17 protein-coding genes and 1 other annotated feature are annotated in these 22,325 nt (G+C 43.2%); of the genes, 9 read left to right on the top strand and 8 right to left on the bottom strand.

The window, feature by feature from the left end:
* Nucleotides 1-342 precede the first annotated feature (342 nt).
* The 3 genes from clpB to rluD form a co-directional block, all read right to left on the bottom strand.
* The gene (clpB, locus tag FTW16_RS07365; protein ID WP_146490574.1) at nucleotides 343-2,916 is read right to left on the bottom strand and encodes an ATP-dependent chaperone ClpB; all 2,574 of its coding nucleotides are present in this window, start codon (nucleotides 2,914-2,916) and stop codon (nucleotides 343-345) included.
* A 142-nt stretch (nucleotides 2,917-3,058) separates the two neighbouring features.
* Nucleotides 3,059-3,799: a peptidoglycan editing factor PgeF gene (gene pgeF / locus FTW16_RS07360; RefSeq protein ID WP_146490573.1), complete on the bottom strand. Its 741-nt coding sequence runs from the start codon at nucleotides 3,797-3,799 to the stop codon at nucleotides 3,059-3,061.
* 1 nt (nucleotide 3,800) lies between these two features.
* Nucleotides 3,801-4,775, bottom strand: coding sequence for a 23S rRNA pseudouridine(1911/1915/1917) synthase RluD (rluD, locus tag FTW16_RS07355; protein ID WP_019820953.1), 975 nt, complete (start codon nucleotides 4,773-4,775; stop codon nucleotides 3,801-3,803).
* 137 nt (nucleotides 4,776-4,912) lie between these two features.
* Between rluD and FTW16_RS07350 the strand changes: the two genes are divergently transcribed.
* From FTW16_RS07350 to yjjX, 6 genes are all read left to right on the top strand, one after another.
* Complete coding sequence (locus FTW16_RS07350) at nucleotides 4,913-5,641, top strand: outer membrane protein assembly factor BamD (RefSeq protein ID WP_061019010.1); 729 nt, start codon at nucleotides 4,913-4,915, stop codon at nucleotides 5,639-5,641.
* 138 nt (nucleotides 5,642-5,779) lie between these two features.
* The gene (locus FTW16_RS07345) at nucleotides 5,780-7,204 is read left to right on the top strand and encodes a lytic transglycosylase F (RefSeq protein ID WP_315897541.1); all 1,425 of its coding nucleotides are present in this window, start codon (nucleotides 5,780-5,782) and stop codon (nucleotides 7,202-7,204) included.
* 424 nt (nucleotides 7,205-7,628) lie between these two features.
* A complete protein-coding gene (hpf, locus tag FTW16_RS07340) occupies nucleotides 7,629-7,964 on the top strand; it encodes a ribosome hibernation-promoting factor, HPF/YfiA family (protein WP_004735034.1) in 336 nt (111 codons plus the stop codon).
* A 110-nt stretch (nucleotides 7,965-8,074) separates the two neighbouring features.
* Nucleotides 8,075-8,196 (top strand) — a sequence feature (Phe leader region).
* Nucleotides 8,197-8,208: 12 nt separating this feature from the next.
* Nucleotides 8,209-9,384, top strand: a complete 1,176-nt coding sequence (gene pheA, locus FTW16_RS07335) for a prephenate dehydratase (RefSeq protein ID WP_060983091.1) — start codon at nucleotides 8,209-8,211, stop codon at nucleotides 9,382-9,384.
* 333 nt (nucleotides 9,385-9,717) lie between these two features.
* Nucleotides 9,718-12,096 (top strand): putative bifunctional diguanylate cyclase/phosphodiesterase, encoded by a 2,379-nt coding sequence (locus FTW16_RS07330; protein ID WP_146490572.1) that lies wholly within the window; start codon nucleotides 9,718-9,720, stop codon nucleotides 12,094-12,096.
* Nucleotides 12,059-12,580: an inosine/xanthosine triphosphatase gene (gene yjjX, locus FTW16_RS07325; protein ID WP_146490571.1), complete on the top strand. Its 522-nt coding sequence runs from the start codon at nucleotides 12,059-12,061 to the stop codon at nucleotides 12,578-12,580. Before FTW16_RS07330 ends, yjjX begins: the two co-directional genes overlap by 38 nt.
* A gap of 121 nt (nucleotides 12,581-12,701) precedes the next feature.
* Here yjjX and trpR read toward each other — a convergent pair whose 3' ends face one another.
* Both trpR and FTW16_RS07315 read right to left on the bottom strand, forming a co-directional pair.
* Nucleotides 12,702-12,995: a trp operon repressor gene (gene trpR, locus FTW16_RS07320; RefSeq protein ID WP_048615039.1), complete on the bottom strand. Its 294-nt coding sequence runs from the start codon at nucleotides 12,993-12,995 to the stop codon at nucleotides 12,702-12,704.
* A 171-nt stretch (nucleotides 12,996-13,166) separates the two neighbouring features.
* Nucleotides 13,167-15,116 (bottom strand): transglycosylase SLT domain-containing protein, encoded by a 1,950-nt coding sequence (locus FTW16_RS07315; RefSeq protein ID WP_146490570.1) that lies wholly within the window; start codon nucleotides 15,114-15,116, stop codon nucleotides 13,167-13,169.
* A 264-nt stretch (nucleotides 15,117-15,380) separates the two neighbouring features.
* Here FTW16_RS07315 and ettA point away from each other — a divergent pair, with 264 nt between their 5' ends.
* The 3 genes from ettA (at nucleotide 15,381) to FTW16_RS07300 (ending at nucleotide 18,566) form a co-directional block, all read left to right on the top strand.
* Nucleotides 15,381-17,048: an energy-dependent translational throttle protein EttA gene (gene ettA / locus FTW16_RS07310; protein ID WP_017071393.1), complete on the top strand. Its 1,668-nt coding sequence runs from the start codon at nucleotides 15,381-15,383 to the stop codon at nucleotides 17,046-17,048.
* 90 nt (nucleotides 17,049-17,138) lie between these two features.
* Nucleotides 17,139-17,507, top strand: a complete 369-nt coding sequence (locus tag FTW16_RS07305; RefSeq protein WP_146490569.1) for a PilZ domain-containing protein — start codon at nucleotides 17,139-17,141, stop codon at nucleotides 17,505-17,507.
* Nucleotides 17,508-17,555: 48 nt separating this feature from the next.
* On the top strand, nucleotides 17,556-18,566 hold the full coding sequence (locus tag FTW16_RS07300) for a M23 family metallopeptidase (RefSeq protein ID WP_060983086.1): 1,011 nt from the start codon (nucleotides 17,556-17,558) through the stop codon (nucleotides 18,564-18,566).
* A 141-nt stretch (nucleotides 18,567-18,707) separates the two neighbouring features.
* Here the strand turns inward: FTW16_RS07300 and tyrA are convergent, their stop codons facing one another.
* From tyrA to nagZ, 3 genes are all read right to left on the bottom strand, one after another.
* Entirely contained in the window at nucleotides 18,708-19,835 is a 1,128-nt protein-coding gene (gene tyrA, locus FTW16_RS07295) for a bifunctional chorismate mutase/prephenate dehydrogenase (RefSeq protein WP_146490568.1), read from the bottom strand.
* 118 nt (nucleotides 19,836-19,953) lie between these two features.
* Nucleotides 19,954-21,027, bottom strand: a complete 1,074-nt coding sequence (locus FTW16_RS07290) for a 3-deoxy-7-phosphoheptulonate synthase (RefSeq protein ID WP_017059354.1) — start codon at nucleotides 21,025-21,027, stop codon at nucleotides 19,954-19,956.
* Between the two features lie 246 nt (nucleotides 21,028-21,273).
* A complete protein-coding gene (nagZ, locus tag FTW16_RS07285) occupies nucleotides 21,274-22,263 on the bottom strand; it encodes a beta-N-acetylhexosaminidase (RefSeq protein ID WP_146490567.1) in 990 nt (329 codons plus the stop codon).
* Nucleotides 22,264-22,325 lie beyond the last annotated feature (62 nt).

Below are 22,325 nucleotides of genomic sequence, written 5' to 3'. Positions count from 1 at the left end.
TTTAAATTGTTAAAGAGCTTTACTTGTTGAGCGTTCCTTTTAGTAAGGAGCCTCTCGAAGTGGACGGCCATTCTAGCGAATTGGGTTTCAGTGTCAAACACTTTTTCCAGCTAATTTTTCAAAGCATCTTAAATGCTTATCACCGTCTTGTTACTCAGTTCAAACCGCTTGGTTATCCTTGGCAACGGAGGCGCATTATAGAGAAAATAATCCTTTGCACAAGACCGAAAACAAAAAAAAACCGCCACCGGCGACCGTTCGAACACTATTCACACAAAGCGCTCAAAATAGGTACGATTAAGCCTCAATTTCGGCCAATCGTACCTACCGTTCTTGCTTTAACTATTGGTGAGCAATAATGCGATCGTTGTTTACTAATAGCTGTACTTTCTTATCTGGATTAATTTTTCCTGCCAATATCGCTTTCGCTAACGGGTTCTCAACACTTTGTTGAATAGCTCTTTTCAAAGGTCGCGCGCCATATACAGGATCAAAACCAACTTGAGAAATCAACTTCAGTGCTTTATCCGAGACTTCAAGCTCATAACCATTGTCTTCCATTCTCTTCTTAAGGTGATCAAGCTGAATAGAGGCTATCGATTGAATGTGCTCTTGACCTAATGGGTGGAATACAACACTTTCATCAACTCGGTTCAGAAACTCAGGACGGAAATGCTTACCTACCACTTCCATCACCTCATTCTTTATTCCTTGGTAATCGAGAGTCTTGAAGTTCTCTTGAATTCTCGATGAGCCAAGGTTAGATGTCATGATCACAACTGTATTTCTAAAATCGACCGTACGACCTTGTCCATCAGTTAAGCGCCCATCATCAAGAACCTGCAATAATATATTGAAAACATCAGGATGCGCTTTCTCTACTTCATCTAACAAAATCACAGAGTAAGGCTTGCGACGTACCGCTTCTGTTAAGTAGCCACCTTCTTCATATCCAACGTAACCCGGAGGAGCACCAACCAAACGAGCAACAGAGTGTTTCTCCATAAACTCAGACATATCGATTCGCACCATCGCATCATCACTATCAAACATGAAGTTCGCGAGTGTTTTACACAGCTCGGTTTTACCAACGCCAGTTGGGCCAAGGAATAAAAAAGAGCCAATCGGCTTATTCGGATCAGATAAACCAGCACGGCTACGACGAATCGCATTCGATACCACTTCTACTGCTTCCGCTTGGCCAATAACTCGCTTATGTAGAACACCTTCCATTTTAAGGAGCTTCTCTTTCTCAGCCTCTAACATTTTAGAAACAGGGATGCCAGTTTGCTTCGATAGCACGTCTGCAATTTCTGCGTCGGTGACCTTATTACGCAACAGCGTCATTTCTTGCATTTCAGCTTGAGTCGCAAGATCTAACTGCTTCTCTAACTCCGGGATTCGACCGTATTGCAATTCAGACATTCGATTAAGATCACCAGCACGTCTCGCAAAATCCATATCCATTCGAGCTTGCTCTAGCTCTGATTTAATATGTTGCGTGCCAGAAAGCGCGGCCTTCTCTGCATTCCACACTTCTTCAAGCTCTGCAAAATCGCGTTCTTTGTCAGAAAGCTCTTCTTGTAATGTTCGAAGACGCTTTTCACTGGCTTCGTCATTTTCATTAGTAAGAGCTTGCTGCTCGATCTTCAATTGAATGATCTTGCGTTCGAGCTTATCTAGAGACTCAGGTTTCGAGTCGATCTGCATACGAATACTCGAAGCCGCCTCATCAATCAGATCAATCGCCTTATCTGGCAGTTGACGATCAGAAACGTATCGGTGAGATAACGTTGCTGCTGCAACAATCGCTGGGTCGGTAATTTCTACGTGATGATGAAGTTCATAGCGCTCTTTCAAACCACGGAGAATCGCAACCGTATCTTCCACGGTTGGCTCATCGACGATCACTTTTTGAAATCGACGCTCTAGCGCAGGATCTTTCTCCATATACTGGCGATATTCATCGAGCGTTGTTGCGCCTACACAATGAAGTTCACCACGAGCCAATGCTGGTTTCAGCATATTCCCGGCATCCATAGAGCCTTCGCCTTTGCCCGCACCGACCATGGTGTGAATTTCATCGATGAAGAGAATAATATTGCCCTCTTCTTTCGATAATTCGTTAAGAACCGATTTTAAACGTTCTTCAAATTCACCACGATATTTAGCACCGGCAATCAAAGAGCCCATATCTAATGAAAGTACACGTCGGCCTCTCAAACCTTCAGGTACTTCATTATTGATAATACGCTGCGCTAAACCTTCGACAATTGCTGTTTTACCGACACCTGGTTCACCAATAATGACAGGGTTGTTCTTAGTACGGCGTTGAAGTACTTGGATAGTGCGACGGATTTCGTCGTCTCGGCCAATTACCGGATCTAGCTTGCCTTGCTCTGCTCTTTCGGTCAGATCAATAGTGAACTTCTCTAGTGCTTGACGTCTGTCTTCCGCATTCGGGTCATCGACCTTCTGGCCACCGCGAACTTGTTCAATAGCTTGAGATAATTTTTGCTCGGTAAGACCTAGCTCTTTAAGTAGACTTCCTAAAGGGCCTTTATCTTCAATTGCGGCAAGTAGGAATACTTCTGAAGATATGTAACTGTCTTGACGCTTTTGCGCGACCTTATCACATAGGTTGAACAGCGTTCCCATGGCATTCGATAATTGAACGTCACCACCGATGCCACTTACTTTAGGGACTCGGTCTAATATTTCGCTCAATTTAGAGCGCAATTGAACCACATCAATATTCAGCATGGTGAGCAATGGACGAATTGCACTACCATCTTGATTAAGCAAAGACACCATTAGGTGCACAGGTTCTATATATTGGTGATCACGACCTAATGCGAGCGACTGAGCATCAGATATCGCAATTTGGAATTTACTAGTGAATCGATCGAGACGCATGCCAACCTTCCTACTCTTAGATATGTTTATCTTATGATTAGAAGATGGATACGGTAACGCGGATTTTCAAGGGATAAGAATGAAGAATAGAGCTTATATAAAAATATAAATGAGCTGGATGACTGGTTGCACTAGCTAAAGGTTACTCTAACCAAATAAAGGTAGCTTGGCGTCCAGTAATACCATCACGACGATAAGAATAGAACAAATCAGGATCTGCAAAGGTACAGAGATTTGAATCCGTCACTTCCGACACACCCACTTTTTCAAGTCGTTGTGTAGCAAGTTGAGACATATTCGCTAGCCATTTGCCCGGTTCAGCTTTGGCTGCAAATGCGAGCTTAGCTTGAAGGTCAAAACGAACAAAAGCTTCCAACACATCATCACCTACTTCAAAGACTTGTTTGCCTATTGCAGGACCAAGCCAAGCAATGATCTTATTCTCTGAGTCTAGGTTTGAAAACTTTGCGACTGCATTTTCAAGAATTCCACCAGCAAGGCCACGCCAACCAGCATGAACAGCCGCAACTTGAGTGCCTTTGGTATCAGTAAGAATTACAGGTAAGCAATCAGCTGTCATCGCAGAACAGACAACACCTTTAGCCGTGGTAAATGCACCATCAGCATCAAGAACACTCGCCATAGGTTCTAAAACCGTAATGACATCTGTTGAATGAGTTTGATTTAGCCATACCGGAGCTGCGGGCATATTAGCTTGCTGCTTAAGCCAGGTTCTATTGTTTTCAACAAGCGAAGCATCATCCCCAACATGCGTACCTAAGTTTAATCCTTGATACGCGTCAGTAGAAAAGCCACCTACACGTGTCGACGCAAATGCCTTCACGTTGTTAGGTGCATTCCAGTTAGGGATGATCAACGACATATTAAATGTCTTCTTCTTTATTTTCGCGAGCATCAACACGTAACGCTTCAGCCATCACAACCATGTCATTTGGCACAGGAGCGTGGAACTCAACTTCTTCACCTGTAATTGGGTGAACAAATTTAAGCATAACGGCGTGTAGCGCTTGGCGATCAAAAGAACGAATCATGGTCGTTAGTTCTTCAGATGCACCTTTTGGAATACGAGCACGGCCACCGTATGCAACATCACCTAACAGCGGGTGCTGAAGGTATGACATGTGAACACGGATTTGGTGAGTACGACCCGTTTCGAGGCGCAGACGAATACGAGTATGCTCACGGAAGTGTTCAGCAACACGATAGTGAGTTACCGCCGGCTTACCCAGTTCATTTACGTCCATTAATGTACGCTTAGTTGCATGGCGGCTAATGCCTTTTTCTACCACACCACCAGCGGTCATTTTGCCAATTGCAATTGCTTCATATTCACGAGTAATACGACGCTTAGCAAGAGCACGCACAAGACGAGTTTGAGCTGGAACCGTTTTAGCCACAACCATAAGGCCGGTTGTGTCTTTATCAAGACGGTGCACAATACCTGCACGAGGCACTTCTGCAATCTGTGGGTAATGGAAAAGCAATGCGTTTAGTATGGTTCCATCCGGCGTGCCTGCTCCTGGGTGTACAACCAGATCGCGAGGCTTATTGATAACCAATAAGTCATCATCTTCGTAGACAATGTCTAGAGGAATATCTTGTGCTTCCCAGCGCTCTTCATCTGCAAGTTCAGCTTGCAAGATGATCTCCTCACCGCCCAAAACCTTAACGCGCGGCTTAGTTATAACTTCGCCATCCACTTGGATTTTGCCGTCAAGAAGCCACTCTTTAATACGAGAGCGAGAAAAATCGGTAAATAGTTCAGCGACAGCTTGGTCTAAACGTTGACCTAACTGGCTGCTTTTTACTGTGTCTGTTAATGTGATCTGCTGAGCCATATCGAACTTTTTTAAAAACCGTGAGACTAATACCCATTAGTATGGATAAAATAGAATAATTGCATCATTGTATCTGTTACTGGTTAGAAAGTAACGGAAGCTTACGAAATATTTAATTCAAGGAATCGACGCCTGACATGAAACACCTTACTTTATCGGGTCTATTAGCCGTATCACTCTTGGTTGGTTGTTCAAGTAGTGAAGAGATAGTGCCAGATGTACCACCATCGGTTCTCTACTCTGACGCGCAAGAATCACTGCAGAGTGGTAGCTGGCTTTCAGCAATAGAAAAGCTAGAAGCCCTAGACTCACGTTACCCATTCGGCGCCTATTCTGAGCAAGTACAGCTCGATCTGATTTACGCTTACTACAAAAATGATGACTTGGCACTTGGCCTCGCTACCATTTCACGATTCCTACGTTTGAACCCTACTCACGAGAAACAAGATTGGGTTCTTTACATGCGTGGCTTAACGCACATGGCGCAAGACCGAAACTTCATGCACGATATTTTTAATATCGACCGTAGCGACCGAGACCCTGAGCCGGTGAAACTCGCTTTTGCTGACTTCAAGCGACTACTCGAACGGTTCCCTAGCAGCCCTTACGCTGAAGATGCACAAAAACGCATGTTCGCACTTAAGAATCGCCTAGCCGACTATGACTTAGCAACTGCGGATTTCTACCTACGCCGCGAAGCTTGGATTGCTGCGATCAACAGAACGCAAGAGCTGCAAAAGACTTACCCAGATACCATCGCTGCTCGTAAATCTCTAGAGATTCAGCTAGAAGCTTATAAACAACTAGGCCTAGATGACGCTGTGTTAAGAACAGAAAAGTTGATTGAGTTAAACCCACTACCTTAATCTACTTCTTACATCTCAATCCCAAAAGCGCGCTAATTTACTAGCGCGTTTTTTTTATCCACATATCGCAAACTTGATGAATCGCATATTACACGGTATCTTCAAAAGATAACTTTTAACAAAACATCAACATGGAGTGTGGATGTGAGTAGGTTGTTATTATTTATCTGGGTATCGCTATTTAGCCAATTATCCTACGCATTAGAACTGTCCCCATTAAGCAATAAGCCTTACATGGGCGACTTAGATGTGCTCAAAGCCAAAGGAACGGTTAGAGTGCTAGTTTCTGCCGATCTTGGTTTCTATTACATCGAGGATGGTAAGCCAAAAGGCATCGTGGCAGAAATGCTCTACCACTTTGAAAAAAGCCTTCGTAAGAAACACCCCTACCTCAATGTTCAAATCATCCCCGTACAACGAGATGATCTACTTCCCTCTTTAGAATCTGGCTATGGAGATGTCGCTGTTGCTAACCTTACGATCACCGACAAGCGCTTACAAATCATCGATTTTTCCAATCCAATGATTAAAGATGGGAAAGAATTGATTATCACCGGCAAGAACTCAGAGCCGATCACCGAGATCAAGCAATTGAGCGGCAAAGAGGTATGGATCCGTGCAAGCTCGAGTTACTTCGAGAGTGTACAAAGAGTCAATAAAGAGCTTAACGAATTAGGTTTACCACCACTGCATGTCCACTTCATTGAAGAATCACTGCAAGACTACGAGCTGATAGAGCTAGTCAACCAAGGTTATATTCAGGGCACAATTCTGGACAGCCATAAAGCAAAGCTGTGGATCGACGTAATGGAAAACATTCAAGTGCATCATGATTTGCCCTTACGTGAAAATGGCCAAATAGCATGGGCATTGAGAAAAAACAGCCCTCAGTTAAAGAAAGAGATAAACAAATACGTCAAGACTGCACGAACAGGTACCCTACTTGGAAATGTTATCTATCAGAAATACATCGACAACACTCGCTGGTTAGGTAGAGCACTCAACCCAAATAAAATAGACCGAGTGGCTAAGCTTTCAGATGTCTTTGAAAAGTATTCGAGTAAATACGAATTCGACCCTTTGATGATGTCTGCACAAGGTTTCCAAGAATCTGGATTGGATCAAAGCAGAGTTTCTCATCGTGGCGCTATTGGGGTGATGCAGGTGCTGCCAAGTACCGCTAAAGACAAAAACGTCAACATTAAAAACATACATAAGGTGGATAACAATATCCATGCGGGTGTGAAATACATGCGCTTCATTAAGGACAGATATTTTGACGACCCTGCCATTACGCCAGACAACCAGATCTACTTCACTTTGGCTTCTTACAATGCAGGTCCAGCTAAGATCAGAAAGATGAGGCGCATTGCCAAGCAGAAAGGTTACAACCCAAACATCTGGTTTAAAAACGTAGAGATCATCACTCGCAAATACGTGAGTAAAGAACCGGTAACCTATGTCGCCAACATCAACCGTTATTTTGTAATCTATAAGCAGTTACAAGCTATCAATGCCATCCGAGAGGACGGTACAGCGAGATTACTAAAAACCAACGATTAGTTTGTCTTCAATCCCAAAAGCCTGAGGAACAAAGGCACTAGGGGAAGATAAAAACACAAAAGCCGCATAAGAAAACTTATGCGGCTTTTGCTTATCAAATTCAGAGAAAGCTTACATAGCGAACTATATCACGAGAGCTACATCACAAAACACTATTGAGTAAATTTTCATCAAGTACTTTCAATAAGCTGTAGGACGCCCCTAAAAACTGGTTTAATTTTTAGCGAAGCTTTGTCTCTAAGTTATCGTTTTCCATAAGGATAACAAGCATTTTCCGCCAAAAAGATACTAAGATTTGCGTGAGATCACATTTGATTTTAATGCTCACTCCACCCAACAAAAACAAGATCTAGATCACATTCTTTATTCCTAAAAGTCGTAATCTGAAGTTAACCCATGAGGGATACAACAGAGGAAAACTTCTATGAAAATGAACATCACTGGTAAAAACATCGACATTACCTCTGCAATCCGTGATCACATAGAAAGCAAATTTAAAAAGCTGGATAAATGGCAAGTAGACATCATTGGCTGCCAAGCGAGCTTTAGCGAAGAACCAAATAAGAAGAAAAAATTTGAAGCAGTACTAACCGTACCAAAAGGCCAACTTGTTGCTTCATCAATCCATGACGACCTCTACGTTGCTATCAACGAAGTAGAACAAAAACTAGAGCGTCAACTCAACAAGCTACGCCACAAACCAGAAGCGCGCCGCGCTGAAAAGCCTGAAATCGAAGAGCTAGAAGCTGAAGTAGAATAAGGAAAGATAACAGATTAAAAAATAGCGCCTCAGGGCGCTATTTTTTTGCTTGACGCTCGTAGCTCGCTTGCTTATTGTGTTTAAACATTCATAAAACAATCACTTTTTATGCAAACTCAATCTTTGTTTATTTTTGACTTCTTTTTTCTTCCGTAAATCGGAGGCTAAGTCGTTTTAGAAAAACAAGTCAAAAACGAACAAGAAGCCTCCCACACTAGGGAGGCTTTTTTATAAGGACACATTTATGACTGACCGCTCAATTTCACTGGATGATATCCGCCTTCGTCTTAATGATTTAGATGACGAACTACTGAAGCTACTTTCAGAACGTCGCAAGCTAAGCATCGAAGTTGCTAAAAGCAAGGTAGAAACATCAAAGCCAGTTCGTGATGCAGTAAGAGAACAACAACTGTTGGTTAAACTGATTAACAACGGTAAAGATAAATACGAATTGGATGCTCAGTACATTACCAAGCTGTTTCACACTATCATTGAAGATTCAGTCCTACTGCAACAGTCATACCTACAAAACCTCGCGAATCCGCAAAGCCGTAAACCATTGGCTCGCGTTGCATTCTTAGGTTCTAAAGGGTCCTACTCTCATCTTGCGAGCCGTGAATATTTCAGCCGTAAGAATATGGAATTGATTGAATTAAACTGCAACCACTTCAAAGAAGTAGCGTCGACGGTAGAGTCGGGCCACGCTGATTACGGTGTGTTACCTATTGAGAACACCAGCTCAGGTTCGATTAACGAAGTGTACGACCTACTTCAACACACCACGCTTTATATCGTTGGTGAGCTATCTCAGCCGATTGAACACTGCCTAGTGGCGAAAAACGATATTCGTTTAGAAGACATCAAAACGCTCTATTCCCACCCACAACCTCATCAGCAATGCAGTGAGTTCTTGAGCCGCCTTAAGGGTGTCAGCCTTGAGTCTTGCGCAAGCACGGCTGATGCAATGAAAAAGGTTAAAGAGCTAGATGGAAATGACGTAGCAGCTATTGGTAACGCATCGAGCGGTAAGCTTTATGGGCTTCAGCCAATCCAAGGCAACATTGCAAACCAAACAGAGAACCACACGCGTTTCATCGTTGTAGCACGTAAGCCGGTTGAAGTATCGACTCAAATTCCAGCAAAAACGACACTGATTATGTCGACATCTCAAGAGGCGGGTTCTTTGGTAGAGACACTACTGATCCTGCAACGCTTGGGCATCAACATGACCAAGCTGGAATCTCGCCCAATAATGGGTAACCCTTGGGAAGAGATGTTCTATGTCGATTTAGAAGCACACCTGGATTCAGATAATATGCAGCAAGCGATAACGGAACTAACAGCTATTACTCGCCATTTAAAAGTCCTTGGTTGCTACCCAAGTGAAAACATCAAAGCGACTCAAGTTAAGTTGTCATAGCTGAGAGTGAGTATCAGCTTCTAGCCAACATAAGTATTTGGCCTACAGTAGGCCAAATACTTAAATCACCATCTAGTCGAGTACTATTCGAGCTAAGAACACTTCCCCTAGCATGCCTGTAACATAATTCACTTGTTTCGTAAATTCTGCACGATTATCTCCCTCCACCACTTACTCCTATCTAATAAAAAAACATTAATGGCTTTTTTATCAATAAAGACAAAACCTTACCGCCTTCACAGGAAATCATCGAACTGTGTGTAATTAATAGCGAGTAAGCATTAAGTAACATAAACTTACGCGCTTAAATTATAAATAGTGTTGTCATTAACTATGAAGCTAAGTACTAAAATCTTGCTGCTGATAACTCCTGTGATACTGTTCAGTACCGCTGCTTCTAGCTATATTATTTATTCGACGCAGAAAAGCAGTTTCATCAAACGCGAAGACAACGCACTTCAGCTCAACATGGAAAAGTTAGCTGGGTACTTTCGACAGTCTCGCTCATTCCTCAATAGCTACTCTTACACCTTGACCCAAAGTGATATGGTAAAGCGTTACTTTCTCACTGAACAAAACCTATCTCGCGATCTTGAACTGGTAAGTAATCTTCAAGAAGCCATACATTTTCTGCAAGATGATGATGAAAGTTATACTGGTTTAGCACTTTTAAATGGTGAACGAAAATTGCGCTATTATGCGGATAATAGCAACGATTCACGCTCTCAGATTGACAAGAAAATATTAGAATATGTTGACCAGTACTATCGAGATACCCAAGCAATCTCAGGTACCAAATATATTCAAAACTCTCAAGGCGAAGGGATGTTGGTTCATTATGAGAAGGTAGACAGAAAAGCGACTTTCCCAACCGAAAATAATCAACTAAACGATGCGTTCTTTGTGGTTGTGTCAGTCTCTCTCGACAAGTTTAATACTTTGAGAAAACAGATAGAATTCGACTATCAAACAAGCTTATTTTTCACCTCGGTAGCGGTTTCTCTAGAAAATGATGTCACCCACTCAGTCAAACTTGCGCCAGAACTGTATGCAACGGTAGACCCAGCTCAGTTCCTATTAGAAAACAAACTCGACTCTATTTGGAACAAGCTGAGTGTCTCATTTGTACTATCTGCGTTTGTTACTGTCGCTCTGCTACTCATGCTTTTGTCTCGCAGCGTGATAACTCCGATAACGCGACTCGATCGACAATTACAGCAGGTAGAAAAAAAACAACGTAAGAACATTGAACGCTTGGGCACTCGTGATGAGCTTGGCCGTCTATCACAGCGTTTTTATGACATGTACCAAGAACTAGATAACACCTACCAACAAACCAAGCTTTTGGCCGAGAATGATCAGTTAACCCAAATCGCCAATAGGCATCAATTTCAAACCTTCGTTCAGCAATCATTGCCCAAGCCTAGCTCGAATACCGAAACCTGGGTTCTCTACTTTGACCTAGATAACTTCAAGTTTGTGAACGACAAATATGGACATCAAATCGGCGACTCCATTCTGGTCAGTTTTGCTCAGCGTATTTCCGATATTTGTAGCCACTATAAAACAGAATTTGACGCTCATTGTATGCCAGCCCGACTTTCTGGAGACGAGTTCGTTGTGTACATTAACGCCCCTACTCGCCAAGGGAATATCGCGCATAGATTCTCTGAGAGCTTACTGACGCCACTACAAAAAGGTTTTATCACAGAATCAGGGAGCTTTCCGATCACGGTCAGTATTGGTATTGCGACCTACCCCAACGATGGCCACTCCATCGAAAAGCTACTGTCGAACGCTGATACCGCGATGTATCAAGCCAAACGCGCAGGTAAAAACCAATTTGCTGACTATTCACGAGATTTAGACAAAGCGATTCAACGCCAAGCAAACATTGAACGCGCACTCAGAGACAAGAACTTTGATGATGAATTTAGACTCGTTTATATGCCGTACATGGATTCAACAGGAACCCATGTTATTGGTGTTGAGGTGTTATTACGTTGGAATTCGGAGCAACTAGGCTTGGTTCCACCTGATGAATTCATTCCAATTGCCGAGCAAACAGGATTATTCGATCAGGTTGATCAGTGGGTCATTCAGAATGCATTTGCTTCTTTTCATCGACTTCAAGCTCAATTTGATCACTCAATTCAGTTATCGATTAACTTATCTTCTGCTGGGATTGAAACGACTGATCTTGCTGACTTCATCAAAGAGCACGCCGATTTAAATCGAATTCCGCCAAGTTTGATTGATTTTGAAATTACCGAAACCTTTTACTCTAACTCTGAAGGTTTTCCGCTGCTTAACGAACTGTCATGCATGGGTTATCGACTGGCGATTGATGACTTTGGTTCCGGTTACACCTCTATCACTCAACTGGTGCAGTATCCAACTCAGAAAATTAAATTGGATAAAGCGTTTTTGGATACCTTAATTGAGACAGATAACCAGAACATCGTAAAACCGGTTATCGGGTTGTGTCATGCTCAGGGGAAAAAGGTCACCGCCGAAGGGATTGAAACTCAAGACATGCACCAGTGGTTACAGGATGCACAGTGCGATATGCTGCAAGGCTATTACTTTGGTAAACCCATGCCATTAGAAGAGTTGAGTGACTGGTACCGACAACATCAACTCAATCTAATCGACAACAAAAAGAATCCGACACATGAAATCTGTAATCATCGCATCGCTGAACCCAGCTAAAATTAACGCCGTTAAAAGTGCGTTCTTATCTGCTTTTCCTGATACTGAATTTGATTTCAAAGGCATAAGCGTCCCTAGTGGTGTCGCCGATCAACCGATGAGCAATGATGAAACCTATCAAGGTGCCGTGAATCGTGTTCACAACGCAACTCAAGCTCAGCCTGATGCAGACTTCTATGTTGGTCTAGAAGCGGGAATAGAAACAAACGTCACCTTTGCTTGGATGGTGATCGAAGCGAATGGTCAACGTGGCGAGTCTCGTTCAGCAAGCCTGATGTTGCCACCAACCGTGCTTGAGAAGTTAAAGCATGCAAACGAGTTAGGGGATGTGATGGATGAAGTGTTTGGTACCGATAACATCAAACAGAAAGGTGGCGCCATTGGCTTACTAACACATAACCAACTGTCACGCAGTTCGGTCTATCATCAAGCTTTAATTTTAGCACTGATCCCATTTGTGAATCCTGAGCACTTTCCTATTTAGTGCTTCGTTAAACTTAGAAAGGTTCTGAAAACAATCTTCAGAAACAAAAAACGCTAACATTCAGTTAGCGTTTTTTATCGAATTCGTATTCGCACTATCTAGTGATAGCCTAATTCCGTTATTACTTTAGCAATAGATCGGCGATCACGGCTTTCTCTTGTTCAGACTTGGCCTTTAGCTCATTTGAGCCTCTGGTTATCGTTGCCACGCCTACTCCCAGCATTTGACTTACTTGCCGTTGAGACATATCGCCTTTCATCAACTCACAAAAAATATTAATTCGAGCAACCAAAGCATCTCGCTCGTCAGGTGTCATCATCATGGTCAACAACAATTCGTGCTGATCTTTTTCGACAGCCGTCTTTACCAAGTCCATCAGTTGTTGCCAATTATCATATTCAGGTTGTGATGCCATATCTCTACACTTACTTTTAAATTCTGACTTTAAAGAGTCGCTTAACGATTGAAAGCGTTTAACACTTTATACCGAAACACTTGATGCGATCCAATGTAAAAAGGCAGTAAGTGGAAATGGTTCGCACTCACTGCCTTCATATTACTCAGATTAAGACAAAATACCGAAGCCTTAGTATTTCATTTTTGCCTCATGGGGAGCTAAAAACGTTCCCTGCTCACCCAAGATATCTCGATAGTAGGTCTCAAACATCAAGATATTTTGAACGTAACCGCGAGTCTCTTTGAATGGGATCATTTCGATAAAAGCATACGCATCTAGCTTTTCATCACTGCGTGAACGCCACTGTTTGACACGACTAGGACCAGCATTATAAGCAGCAAACGCAAAGATACGGTTATTATCATATTGAGCCAATAAACCATCTAAATAGTGGCTACCAATCTCAATGTTCTTGCCGACATCATAAAGGTCATCGCTGCCCTGGTACTTAATCTGATGCTTCTTCGCTGTATATTGAGCCGTCTTCGGCATGATTTGCATGATACCGCGCGCGCCAACAGGAGAACGAGCTTCTGAGTCCATGGCACTCTCTTGTCTTGCTAAAGACATCAAAGTAATTGGATCGAGATCGTGCTTCTCGGCGTAGAAATTAAACCACCACTTATGAGCAACAGGAAAACGTAGCGCAATGTTATCCCACATCTTCGCCGAGATGCTCGCTGTTACTGTAAAGTGATTCCAACGCTGCGTCGCGGCATGAGCCGCAAGCATTGATTTCTGATCTTTGTCAGCATTAGTTAACAACCAACGCCATTCACTCTTCGCTGCCGCTATTTTATCTCGGTCAATCAGCTCGCCGATTCGAACCAAAGAAGTGGCGAATGGCTTGACTGTTTCAGCATTGTATTTGAGTGTCGATGTTGGGTATTGAACCGGCTTACCTAACTGCTTAGCCGCAGCCACACTGTAGAAGTTACGCTTCCCTAAAATATCTGACAGTCGCTTATTGCCTTTATCAGTGTCGCCCGTCGCGATTTCAGCTCTGCCCTGCCAATATTGCCAACGAAGCGAAGCCTGATGTTTATCATCCAAGCGCGCTATCCACTCTTTCAGGCCCGTCCAATCGGCATGCTGAATCGCTAAGCGAGCACGTCGTTCGAGCAGAACTTGCTTTGATGAACTCGCGAGCATTTTGTCTCGCCACACCATCAACTCTTCAGAATCGGTGTTGATCAGACGAAACGTTAGATAATCGGCTAGCTCTTGAGATTTCTCTTTCGAAAATTTCTGAGCCTTGATGACATCATCAAACACCTCTTGAGCGCTGCTTGATGACTTCCTTGCTAACTTCTCGAAAGCAAACTCGGTTTGCGCTTGGTAGAATTCATTTACTGGGTGCTTCTTAGCAAACGCGAGTACATTTTCAGGCTTGTTGTACAACGCCTTCATCTGCTTAGCTTGAGTAATTGACTCATCATGCTCCAATTGCTTAATCAAATAGCTCATTAACTTACCGTTACGGCTCTCGAACGCTAACAGCATTCTATCCAGAATCAGCTCATCGGTTCTTAGCCCGGCTTGATCCCAGCTTTGAAATAGAGGGTCACAAGCGTCATCAATACCACTACCACTCAACCAAAGTTGCTTAGCCCCTTTAAAAGCAAGCTCTTGGTTGCCTTGCTCATAATTCGCACGGTAGTAGATACATTGATATTTTTCACCAACAGGCTCTTGGGTTTGAAACTCAAGGATCGTTTCCCACTGTTTTTGAGCCGCCAATAAATCTAAATAAGGCGCACGCATACGATTGGAAAACGGCAGTGCTTTATTCTCTTCAATAAAGGCATCCACTTCAGCAGGTGTGCGATCACCTAAGCCTAATAAGAAGGCGCGATAATCAGTGTAAGGCGTTAACGGATATGTTTGAATTTTGTTACGCAGCGCGGAGTAAGCTTCTAGATCACGGTTGTCTAAAATCTCTTGTGCTCTGTCATAAACATCACGCTGCATTTCAAGCTCGGAGGCATTGCTAGCCATAGCCATCGGAGCCAGTGAAAATGAAGACAAAATTGCCGATGCAGCCACAGCAATTTTCGTATTACCAATGCGGAAAAACATTCGCTCTTTCCTTAGTGCGAGTATGAATACGTGAAGTCTATTTACGCCCGACATCACATCAAATGTAAAGAGATTGAGTGTAAATATTATTAATATTTAACACTTCGCCTCAGAAGCTTATTAAATATAGTTTTAATGACCAATGTGACAATAATAGGTAAGGATTCGTTCAAGAATGGCTTTTCTGTCCTAGGAGTAACATCTTTGGGGATATTGGTATAAAATAGACGACAATTTTGAACAATAAATTAGGATCGATCGGCAATGGCTGAATACGTATATACCATGTCTCGGGTGAGCAAAACTGTTCCACCTAAGCGTCAAATTCTTAAAGACATTTCTCTTAGCTTTTTTCCTGGCGCTAAAATCGGTGTTTTGGGTCTAAATGGTTCAGGTAAATCTACCCTACTACGTATCATGGCTGGCATTGATACTGATATTGATGGTGAAGCTCGTGCACAACAAGGTCTTAAAGTCGGTTACCTACCGCAAGAGCCTGTACTAGACGAATCAAAAACAGTGCGTGAAATCGTAGAAGAAGCGGTTTCTGATGTTGCAGACGCGCTTAAGCGTATCGACGCAGTTTACGCAGCTTACGCAGAACCAGATGCAGATTTTGACGCTCTTGCTAAAGAACAAGGCGAGCTTGAAGCGCTGATCCAAGCAAAAGACGGCCACAACCTAGAGACAGCTCTAGAGCGCGCAGCTGACGCACTTCGCCTTCCTGAGTGGGATGCGAAAATCGAATTCCTATCAGGTGGTGAACGTCGTCGTGTTGCTATCTGTCGTCTACTTCTAGAGAAGCCAGACATGCTGCTTCTTGATGAACCAACCAACCACTTGGATGCAGAATCAGTAGCATGGCTTGAGCACTTCCTAGTAGATTACAGCGGTACTGTTGTGGCGATTACCCACGACCGTTACTTCCTAGACAACGCTGCAGGCTGGATTCTAGAACTTGACCGTGGTGAAGGTATCCCATGGGAAGGTAACTACACGTCTTGGCTAGAACAGAAAGACGAGCGTCTTAAGCAAGAAAAAGCGGGCGAAAGCGCACGTCAAAAGACAATCGAGAAAGAACTTGAATGGGTTCGTCAAAACCCTAAAGGCCGTCAAGCTAAGTCTAAAGCTCGTATGGCTCGTTTTGAAGAACTGACCACTGGCCAATACCAGAAGCGTAACGAAACCAACGAACTGTTCATCCCGCCAGGTGAGCGTTTAGGTGACAAAGTTCTTGAAGTGAACAACCTAACTAAATCGTTTGGTGATCGCGTTCTTATCGACGACCTATCGTTCAGCATGCCTAAGGGCGCTATCGTTGGTATCGTTGGTGCCAACGGTGCGGGTAAATCAACACTATTCAAGATGCTAAGCGGTGCAGAACAACCAGATTCAGGTTCGGTTGTACTAGGTGAAACTGTTAAGCTTGCTTCTGTTGATCAGTTCCGTGACAGCATGGACGACACTAAGACAGTATTCCAAGAGATCTCTGAAGGCGCTGATATCATTAAGATCAACAACTTCGAAATCCCTGCGCGTGCTTACTGTTCTCGTTTCAACTTTAAAGGCAACGACCAACAGAAGATCATCGGTGAGCTTTCTGGTGGTGAGCGTAACCGTGTTCACTTAGCAAAACTGCTAAAAGCGGGCGGTAACGTACTGCTACTCGATGAGCCTACCAACGACCTTGACGTTGAAACGCTGCGTGCTCTTGAAGAAGCACTGCTTGAGTTCCCTGGCTGTGCAATGGTTATCTCGCACGACCGTTGGTTCCTAGACCGTATTGCGACCCATATCTTAGACTACCGTGATGAAGGTCAAGTTAACTTCTACGAAGGTAACTATACTGAGTACACTGAGTGGCTTAAGCAAACTCTAGGCGCGCAAGCGGCAGAACCGCACCGTATCAAGTACAAGCGTATCGCTAAGTAAATTAGCTTGTATTTTGAACAAAGGCCGCGATAATAGCGGCCTTTGATATATCTGGCTTACGTGTTACGCATCGATATAGAGAGATTACTTATGGTTGAAAGACGTCAATTTTCACGAGTTATTTATCAAGTCCCGACTGAGATCTCACAAGGACAAGTAAATGTTTCAGGCTCAGTGCAAGACTTATCACTCCATGGTTTACTCATTCAATGCAATGAATCAAAACAACTTAGCCATGATGTCCCTGTTCAAGTGAGCTTTAAACTCGAAAACAGTGATATCAATATTCAGTTAGCAGCAACGATAGTCTCTACCATCAATACCTCAATGCGTTTACGCATAGAGCATTTAGATATTGATAGTATCAGCCACCTTAAGCGACTTGTTGAGCTTAACGTTGGTGACGATGAACTGCTTTATAGAGAGATTGAACACCTTACCGATTTAGGTAAAGAGTGACATCTCCATTACCCTTTTCTATTAGAAGCATTTAGTTAATACAAAACCATGTCTAAAAAAGTATCAATTACTATTCCCTCTAGTCAGGGGGAGCAGACGTTTTACTTCGGCCGTAAAGCCGTACTCATGTGCACCACTGCGATTTTTTCAGTACCGCTGCTGATTGGCGGAGCTGCGTACATGCACTTCGAGAGTAAACAAGAACTCGCACTGCAAGCGGGTGATGCCCAACAGTTGATTGAAACACTGATTGTTGAAAAAGAACAAACAGAATTTCTTTATGCTGAGCAGGTAGAAACCAACCATTCTCTATCGCAAATACTCACCGAGAAAGAAGGCACGATTCAGCTGCTTGGTAAGCGTGTATTTGATGTGGAATCAGTACTTGGTCTTGCAGATGAAGAGCTGCTTACCGATGATGTTTCTCTAGAAGATCGCATTGATGCGGCTGCAGTCGATTCAGCAGTAAGAGCCACGATGTTCCGGTTGATTCCAAACGATAGTCCAATGGCTTATCAACGTATCTCTTCTTCTTATGGTAGTCGCACTAACCCTATTTCAGGTAAACGCCACGTACATACTGGTATCGATCTAACATGTAAGCGTGGTGAAGATATTGTAGCGCCCGCAGATGGAGTCATTGAAACGGTGCGCCCAAGTAAAAAAGGCTTCGGTAACTTTATTACTATGCGTCACTCGTTTGGTTTCATGAGTTCTTATGCGCACCTACAGAAGTTCAAAGTACGTAGCGGTCAGTTTGTTAGTAAAGGCGATGTGATTGCGAGCTGTGGTAACTCAGGTAACTCAACCGGCCCACACTTACATTATGAAGTACGCTTCCTTGGTCGTTCATTGAACCCTCAATACTTGATGGATTGGACACCTGAGAACTTCAACTACGTATTCGAAAAAGAGAAAAAGGTTAAGTGGGGCCCGCTGGTTCAACTGATTGATAATGTGGTTCGCTTACAGATAAACCTGACGAACGTGCCTTACATTAGCTCGACCATCGACACTGTATCTAGTGAAGATAGCAAGAAACCTATTACGACTAACTAGACACGGCTAACTAGAACCTGTTGATTGGCCTATGATGATCTAATTGCTTTTAGCCTACAGTAGGCCAAATGCTTTCATAGCGTTCAGCACAAACAAAAAGAGCGACCATCAGGTCGCTCTTTTTTATGATTTCAAATCGTATTAACCACGATGAATCGAGTCATGTGCTTGTTTTAAAAGACTTTGGCTCTCTTGCAAGAATTGTTGTGAGTAGTCACCAAACCAATCACTCACTTGGTTGAAACTCTCAACAAACTTGGCTTTATCTTTGCCATCTAGGATTTCTAGCGCTTCTCCGAAACAGCTATGGAAGCGTCGAATCATCTCAATATTCTCATCCGAAGAGAGAATAATGTCACCATACAAGTTCGGGTCTTGAGCAAACAGACGACCAACCATCGCAATCTCAAGTCGGTAGATTGGCGAGCTAAGCTTCAGAAGTTGGTCGATGTTCGGATTCTCTTTACTTAAGTGTAAGCCGTAAGCAAAAGAGGTGAAGTGACGAAGTGCTTGAATCAGTGTCATGCCGTGATCGTGTTCAGCAGCATCCATCTGACAAAGACTCGCGCCCCAAATACCAAATTGATTCAGTAGCCATTGATAGCTTTCAGAACCACGACCATCACTGTAAACAATCACCTGCTTAGCAAGGCTTGGAACATCAGGGCCAAACATTGGGTGCAATCCAACCACTGGGCCTTGGTGCATGTTCATCATTGCTTGTAGAGGTTTAGATTTAATTGACGTCAAATCACATAGAATACAATCACTTGGTAGGCTACCTAGCTTTGCAATTACACCTTCAGTCAAATGAATTGGAACGGTCACCACCACAAGACCAGCATTATCTAAGATCTCATCAGCTCTATCCCAATCTTGGCTGCCAAGGATTTTCACTTCGTAGCCAGAAAGCTTAAACATACGGCCAAACAAGCCACCAAGTTGACCATTACCACCAACGATAACCACTGAACGCAATTCTGGGTTAAGGCACTTAAAACCAGAATCTTTTTCGCTAGCATAAGACTCACGCATAGTACGACGCAAAATATCTTCGATTAACTGTGGTGGAACCCCTATTTTCTCGGCTTCTTGACGACGAGATGCCAGCATCGCAGCTTCACGCTCTGGTACATAAATAGGTAAACCATGTTCACTTTTTACTTCGCCTACTTTCTCTACTAGAGCAAGGCGTTGAGCCAGTAAATCCAACATTTGTTTATCGACAGCATCGATTTGGTCGCGTAATTCGTTCAGTTCAACGGCCATTTTATTCCTTACTAATCTATAAGCCCGTGCCAATCTATAAGCCCACAATCACGCAGGTTCGTTAGCAACAGATCTTAAAATGCCCCATTAGATGAGGCACTTAAATCTAAAACTCTGACTAACCTTTCAAGCGGTTCTCTAAGAACGGGACTAATTCCGTATGTGCATGTTTCAATAGTGCCTCAGTTGAATCCCAATTGATACACGCGTCGGTAATAGAAACGCCGTATTTCATCTCATTGAGAGGTATATCCGAAGATTGGTTTCCTTCGTTAATATGGCTTTCAATCATAAGGCCGATAATCGACTTGTTGCCTTCACGAATTTGGTGAATCACATCTTCTGCAACTAGAGGTTGGCGACGGAAATCTTTACGAGAGTTAGCGTGGCTACAGTCGACCATTAGCGCAGCCTCTAAGCCAGATTTACCCAACTCTTGCTCACATTCGTGTACCGATACTGAATCGTAGTTCGTCTGCTTACCGCCACGTAAAATCACGTGACCATTTGGGTTACCTTGCGTTGTTAGTAGTGCAACTTGACCTTCGCGGCTGATACCCATGAAACGGTGGCTAGAAGAAGCAGCTTGCATTGCATTGATTGCAGTGCCTAGGTTGCCATCGGTACCGTTTTTAAAACCGATTGGCATTGAAAGACCACTTGCCATCTCACGGTGAGTTTGCGATTCGGTTGTACGAGCTCCGATTGCCGCCCAGCTGAATGTATCTGCTAGGTATTGAGGGCTGATTGGATCTAATGCTTCAGTCGCTAGTGGGATTTCCATCTCAGCGAGTTCAACAAGTAGCTCACGGCCAACATGCAGACCATGCTCAATATCGAAAGTGCCGTCTAGATGCGGGTCATTGATCAAACCTTTCCAACCCACAGTGGTTCGAGGCTTCTCAAAGTAAACACGCATAACAATATACAGTTGATCGCTAAGTTGCTCAGATAAGGCTTTTAGGCGTTTCGCGTACTCTTTCGCAGCTTCAATGTCATGGATAGAACATGGGCCACATACAACAAGCATGCGATGATCTTTCTTATGAATGATGTTTGCGATAGTTTGACGAGACTCTTGAATGAAACGACGAGCATTATCACTCAAAGGCAGTTTTGCTTTTAACTCCTCAGGAGTAATCAGTACCTGTTCGTCGATGATATTGACATTGCTTAATTCACTTTTCTGCATAACTCAACCTGTATATTTATTTTTACACCCAACATTTCCATTTGGGCTAACAATCTTTAAAAACACAATAACAGCTAAAAAGACGATTGCAAGTGTAAACAATAAAAAACATTATGTGTAAACTTAAACTTACACGCTAACTTTAACTCACTCTGAGATATAAATAGGTTTAAACCACGGTTCACACATACAAAAAAGGCGATATTTATCATATCGCCTTATCTAAAATTATTATGTGTTTATTTATCACTCACTGCCTAGCATTCGTTTAATCGTCTCTGAGGTCGCTTTCCACCTAGCATCTGAGTGAAGCGTCGACAAATCAAAACTGTGTTTTTTAAGCAATGAGTTGGCTAAAGGCACCTCTTGAATCGCTAAGTGATCAAGAGCTTCAATTTGTGCATCTCGTTTATTACACATCAATATCATGTCACAACCCGCATTCAAGGCCGCTTTTGCTCTGTCGGCTGGTCCGCCCATAATAGCAGCACCTTCCATGGTTAAGTCGTCCGAGAATATTAGGCCTTTAAAGCCAAGTTTTTGTCTCAAGACTTTCTGTAGCCAATACTGAGAGCCACTTGCTGGTTGCTCATCATAATGAGAGAACACCACATGTGCAGGCATCATGGCATCCAATATTCCGGCTTCAATTTGCGCCTTGAAGATTGCCATGTCTGTTTCAAAGATATCGTCTCTAGGGTCATATGGCGTCTCTAAGTGTGAGTCAGCAATTACGCCACCATGTCCAGGGAAGTGCTTTCCTGTTGTAGCCATACCAACCGACTTCATGCCTTTGATGAAAGCGCTGCTATGACGAACAATGGTATCAATATCTTCACCAAACGCTCGGCTACCAATCGCTTTGCAGTCGTGACCTTTATCTAATACCGGTGCAAAACTCAGATCGATATCATGGGCAATCAATTCCGCCGCCATCAGCCAGCCGGCCTGTTCTGCTAACTGCTCACCATTATTCTTAGTCGCAAATTCCTGAGCAGCTGGGATAATTGAAAAGCCGTCACGAAAACGCTGTACTCGTCCGCCTTCTTGGTCAACGCCGATTAAAATAGGACGTTTTGCAACTTTGCGAATCTCTTTATTTAACGCCGATAACTGTTTGCTATCGTGGTAGTTTCGAGCAAATAAGATGAGACCACCAACGGTTGGGTGCTCCAAAATTTCTCTGTCTTCAGCTGTCAGCTCGTAGCCTGCAACATCAACCCACAACGGTCCCATATTTATCCCTTATTAAACCTAATTTCGTAAACTTCCCGAGATTATTCTCTTTAAATTTGCTT

This window comes from Vibrio sp. T20 (genome assembly GCF_007858795.1).
GTDB classification, from domain to species: domain Bacteria; phylum Pseudomonadota; class Gammaproteobacteria; order Enterobacterales; family Vibrionaceae; genus Vibrio; species Vibrio satsumensis.
Note: the sequence above shows the minus strand (reverse complement) of the source record. Positions and strands in the feature narration are given on the sequence as shown.

Coding starts and splice junctions, on each gene's coding strand:
- clpB (WP_146490574.1), bottom strand. CDS start 2,916: ATGCGTCTCGATCGATTCACTAGTAAATTCCAAATTGCGATATCTGAT.
- pgeF (WP_146490573.1), bottom strand. CDS start 3,799: ATGTCGTTGATCATCCCTAACTGGAATGCACCTAACAACGTGAAGGCA.
- rluD (WP_019820953.1), bottom strand. CDS start 4,775: ATGGCTCAGCAGATCACATTAACAGACACAGTAAAAAGCAGCCAGTTA.
- FTW16_RS07350 (WP_061019010.1), top strand. CDS start 4,913: ATGAAACACCTTACTTTATCGGGTCTATTAGCCGTATCACTCTTGGTT.
- hpf (WP_004735034.1), top strand. CDS start 7,629: ATGAAAATGAACATCACTGGTAAAAACATCGACATTACCTCTGCAATC.
- pheA (WP_060983091.1), top strand. CDS start 8,209: ATGACTGACCGCTCAATTTCACTGGATGATATCCGCCTTCGTCTTAAT.
- FTW16_RS07330 (WP_146490572.1), top strand. CDS start 9,718: ATGAAGCTAAGTACTAAAATCTTGCTGCTGATAACTCCTGTGATACTG.
- yjjX (WP_146490571.1), top strand. CDS start 12,059: ATGAAATCTGTAATCATCGCATCGCTGAACCCAGCTAAAATTAACGCC.
- trpR (WP_048615039.1), bottom strand. CDS start 12,995: ATGGCATCACAACCTGAATATGATAATTGGCAACAACTGATGGACTTG.
- FTW16_RS07315 (WP_146490570.1), bottom strand. CDS start 15,116: ATGTTTTTCCGCATTGGTAATACGAAAATTGCTGTGGCTGCATCGGCA.
- ettA (WP_017071393.1), top strand. CDS start 15,381: ATGGCTGAATACGTATATACCATGTCTCGGGTGAGCAAAACTGTTCCA.
- FTW16_RS07305 (WP_146490569.1), top strand. CDS start 17,139: ATGGTTGAAAGACGTCAATTTTCACGAGTTATTTATCAAGTCCCGACT.
- FTW16_RS07300 (WP_060983086.1), top strand. CDS start 17,556: ATGTCTAAAAAAGTATCAATTACTATTCCCTCTAGTCAGGGGGAGCAG.
- tyrA (WP_146490568.1), bottom strand. CDS start 19,835: ATGGCCGTTGAACTGAACGAATTACGCGACCAAATCGATGCTGTCGAT.
- FTW16_RS07290 (WP_017059354.1), bottom strand. CDS start 21,027: ATGCAGAAAAGTGAATTAAGCAATGTCAATATCATCGACGAACAGGTA.
- nagZ (WP_146490567.1), bottom strand. CDS start 22,263: ATGGGACCGTTGTGGGTTGATGTTGCAGGCTACGAGCTGACAGCTGAA.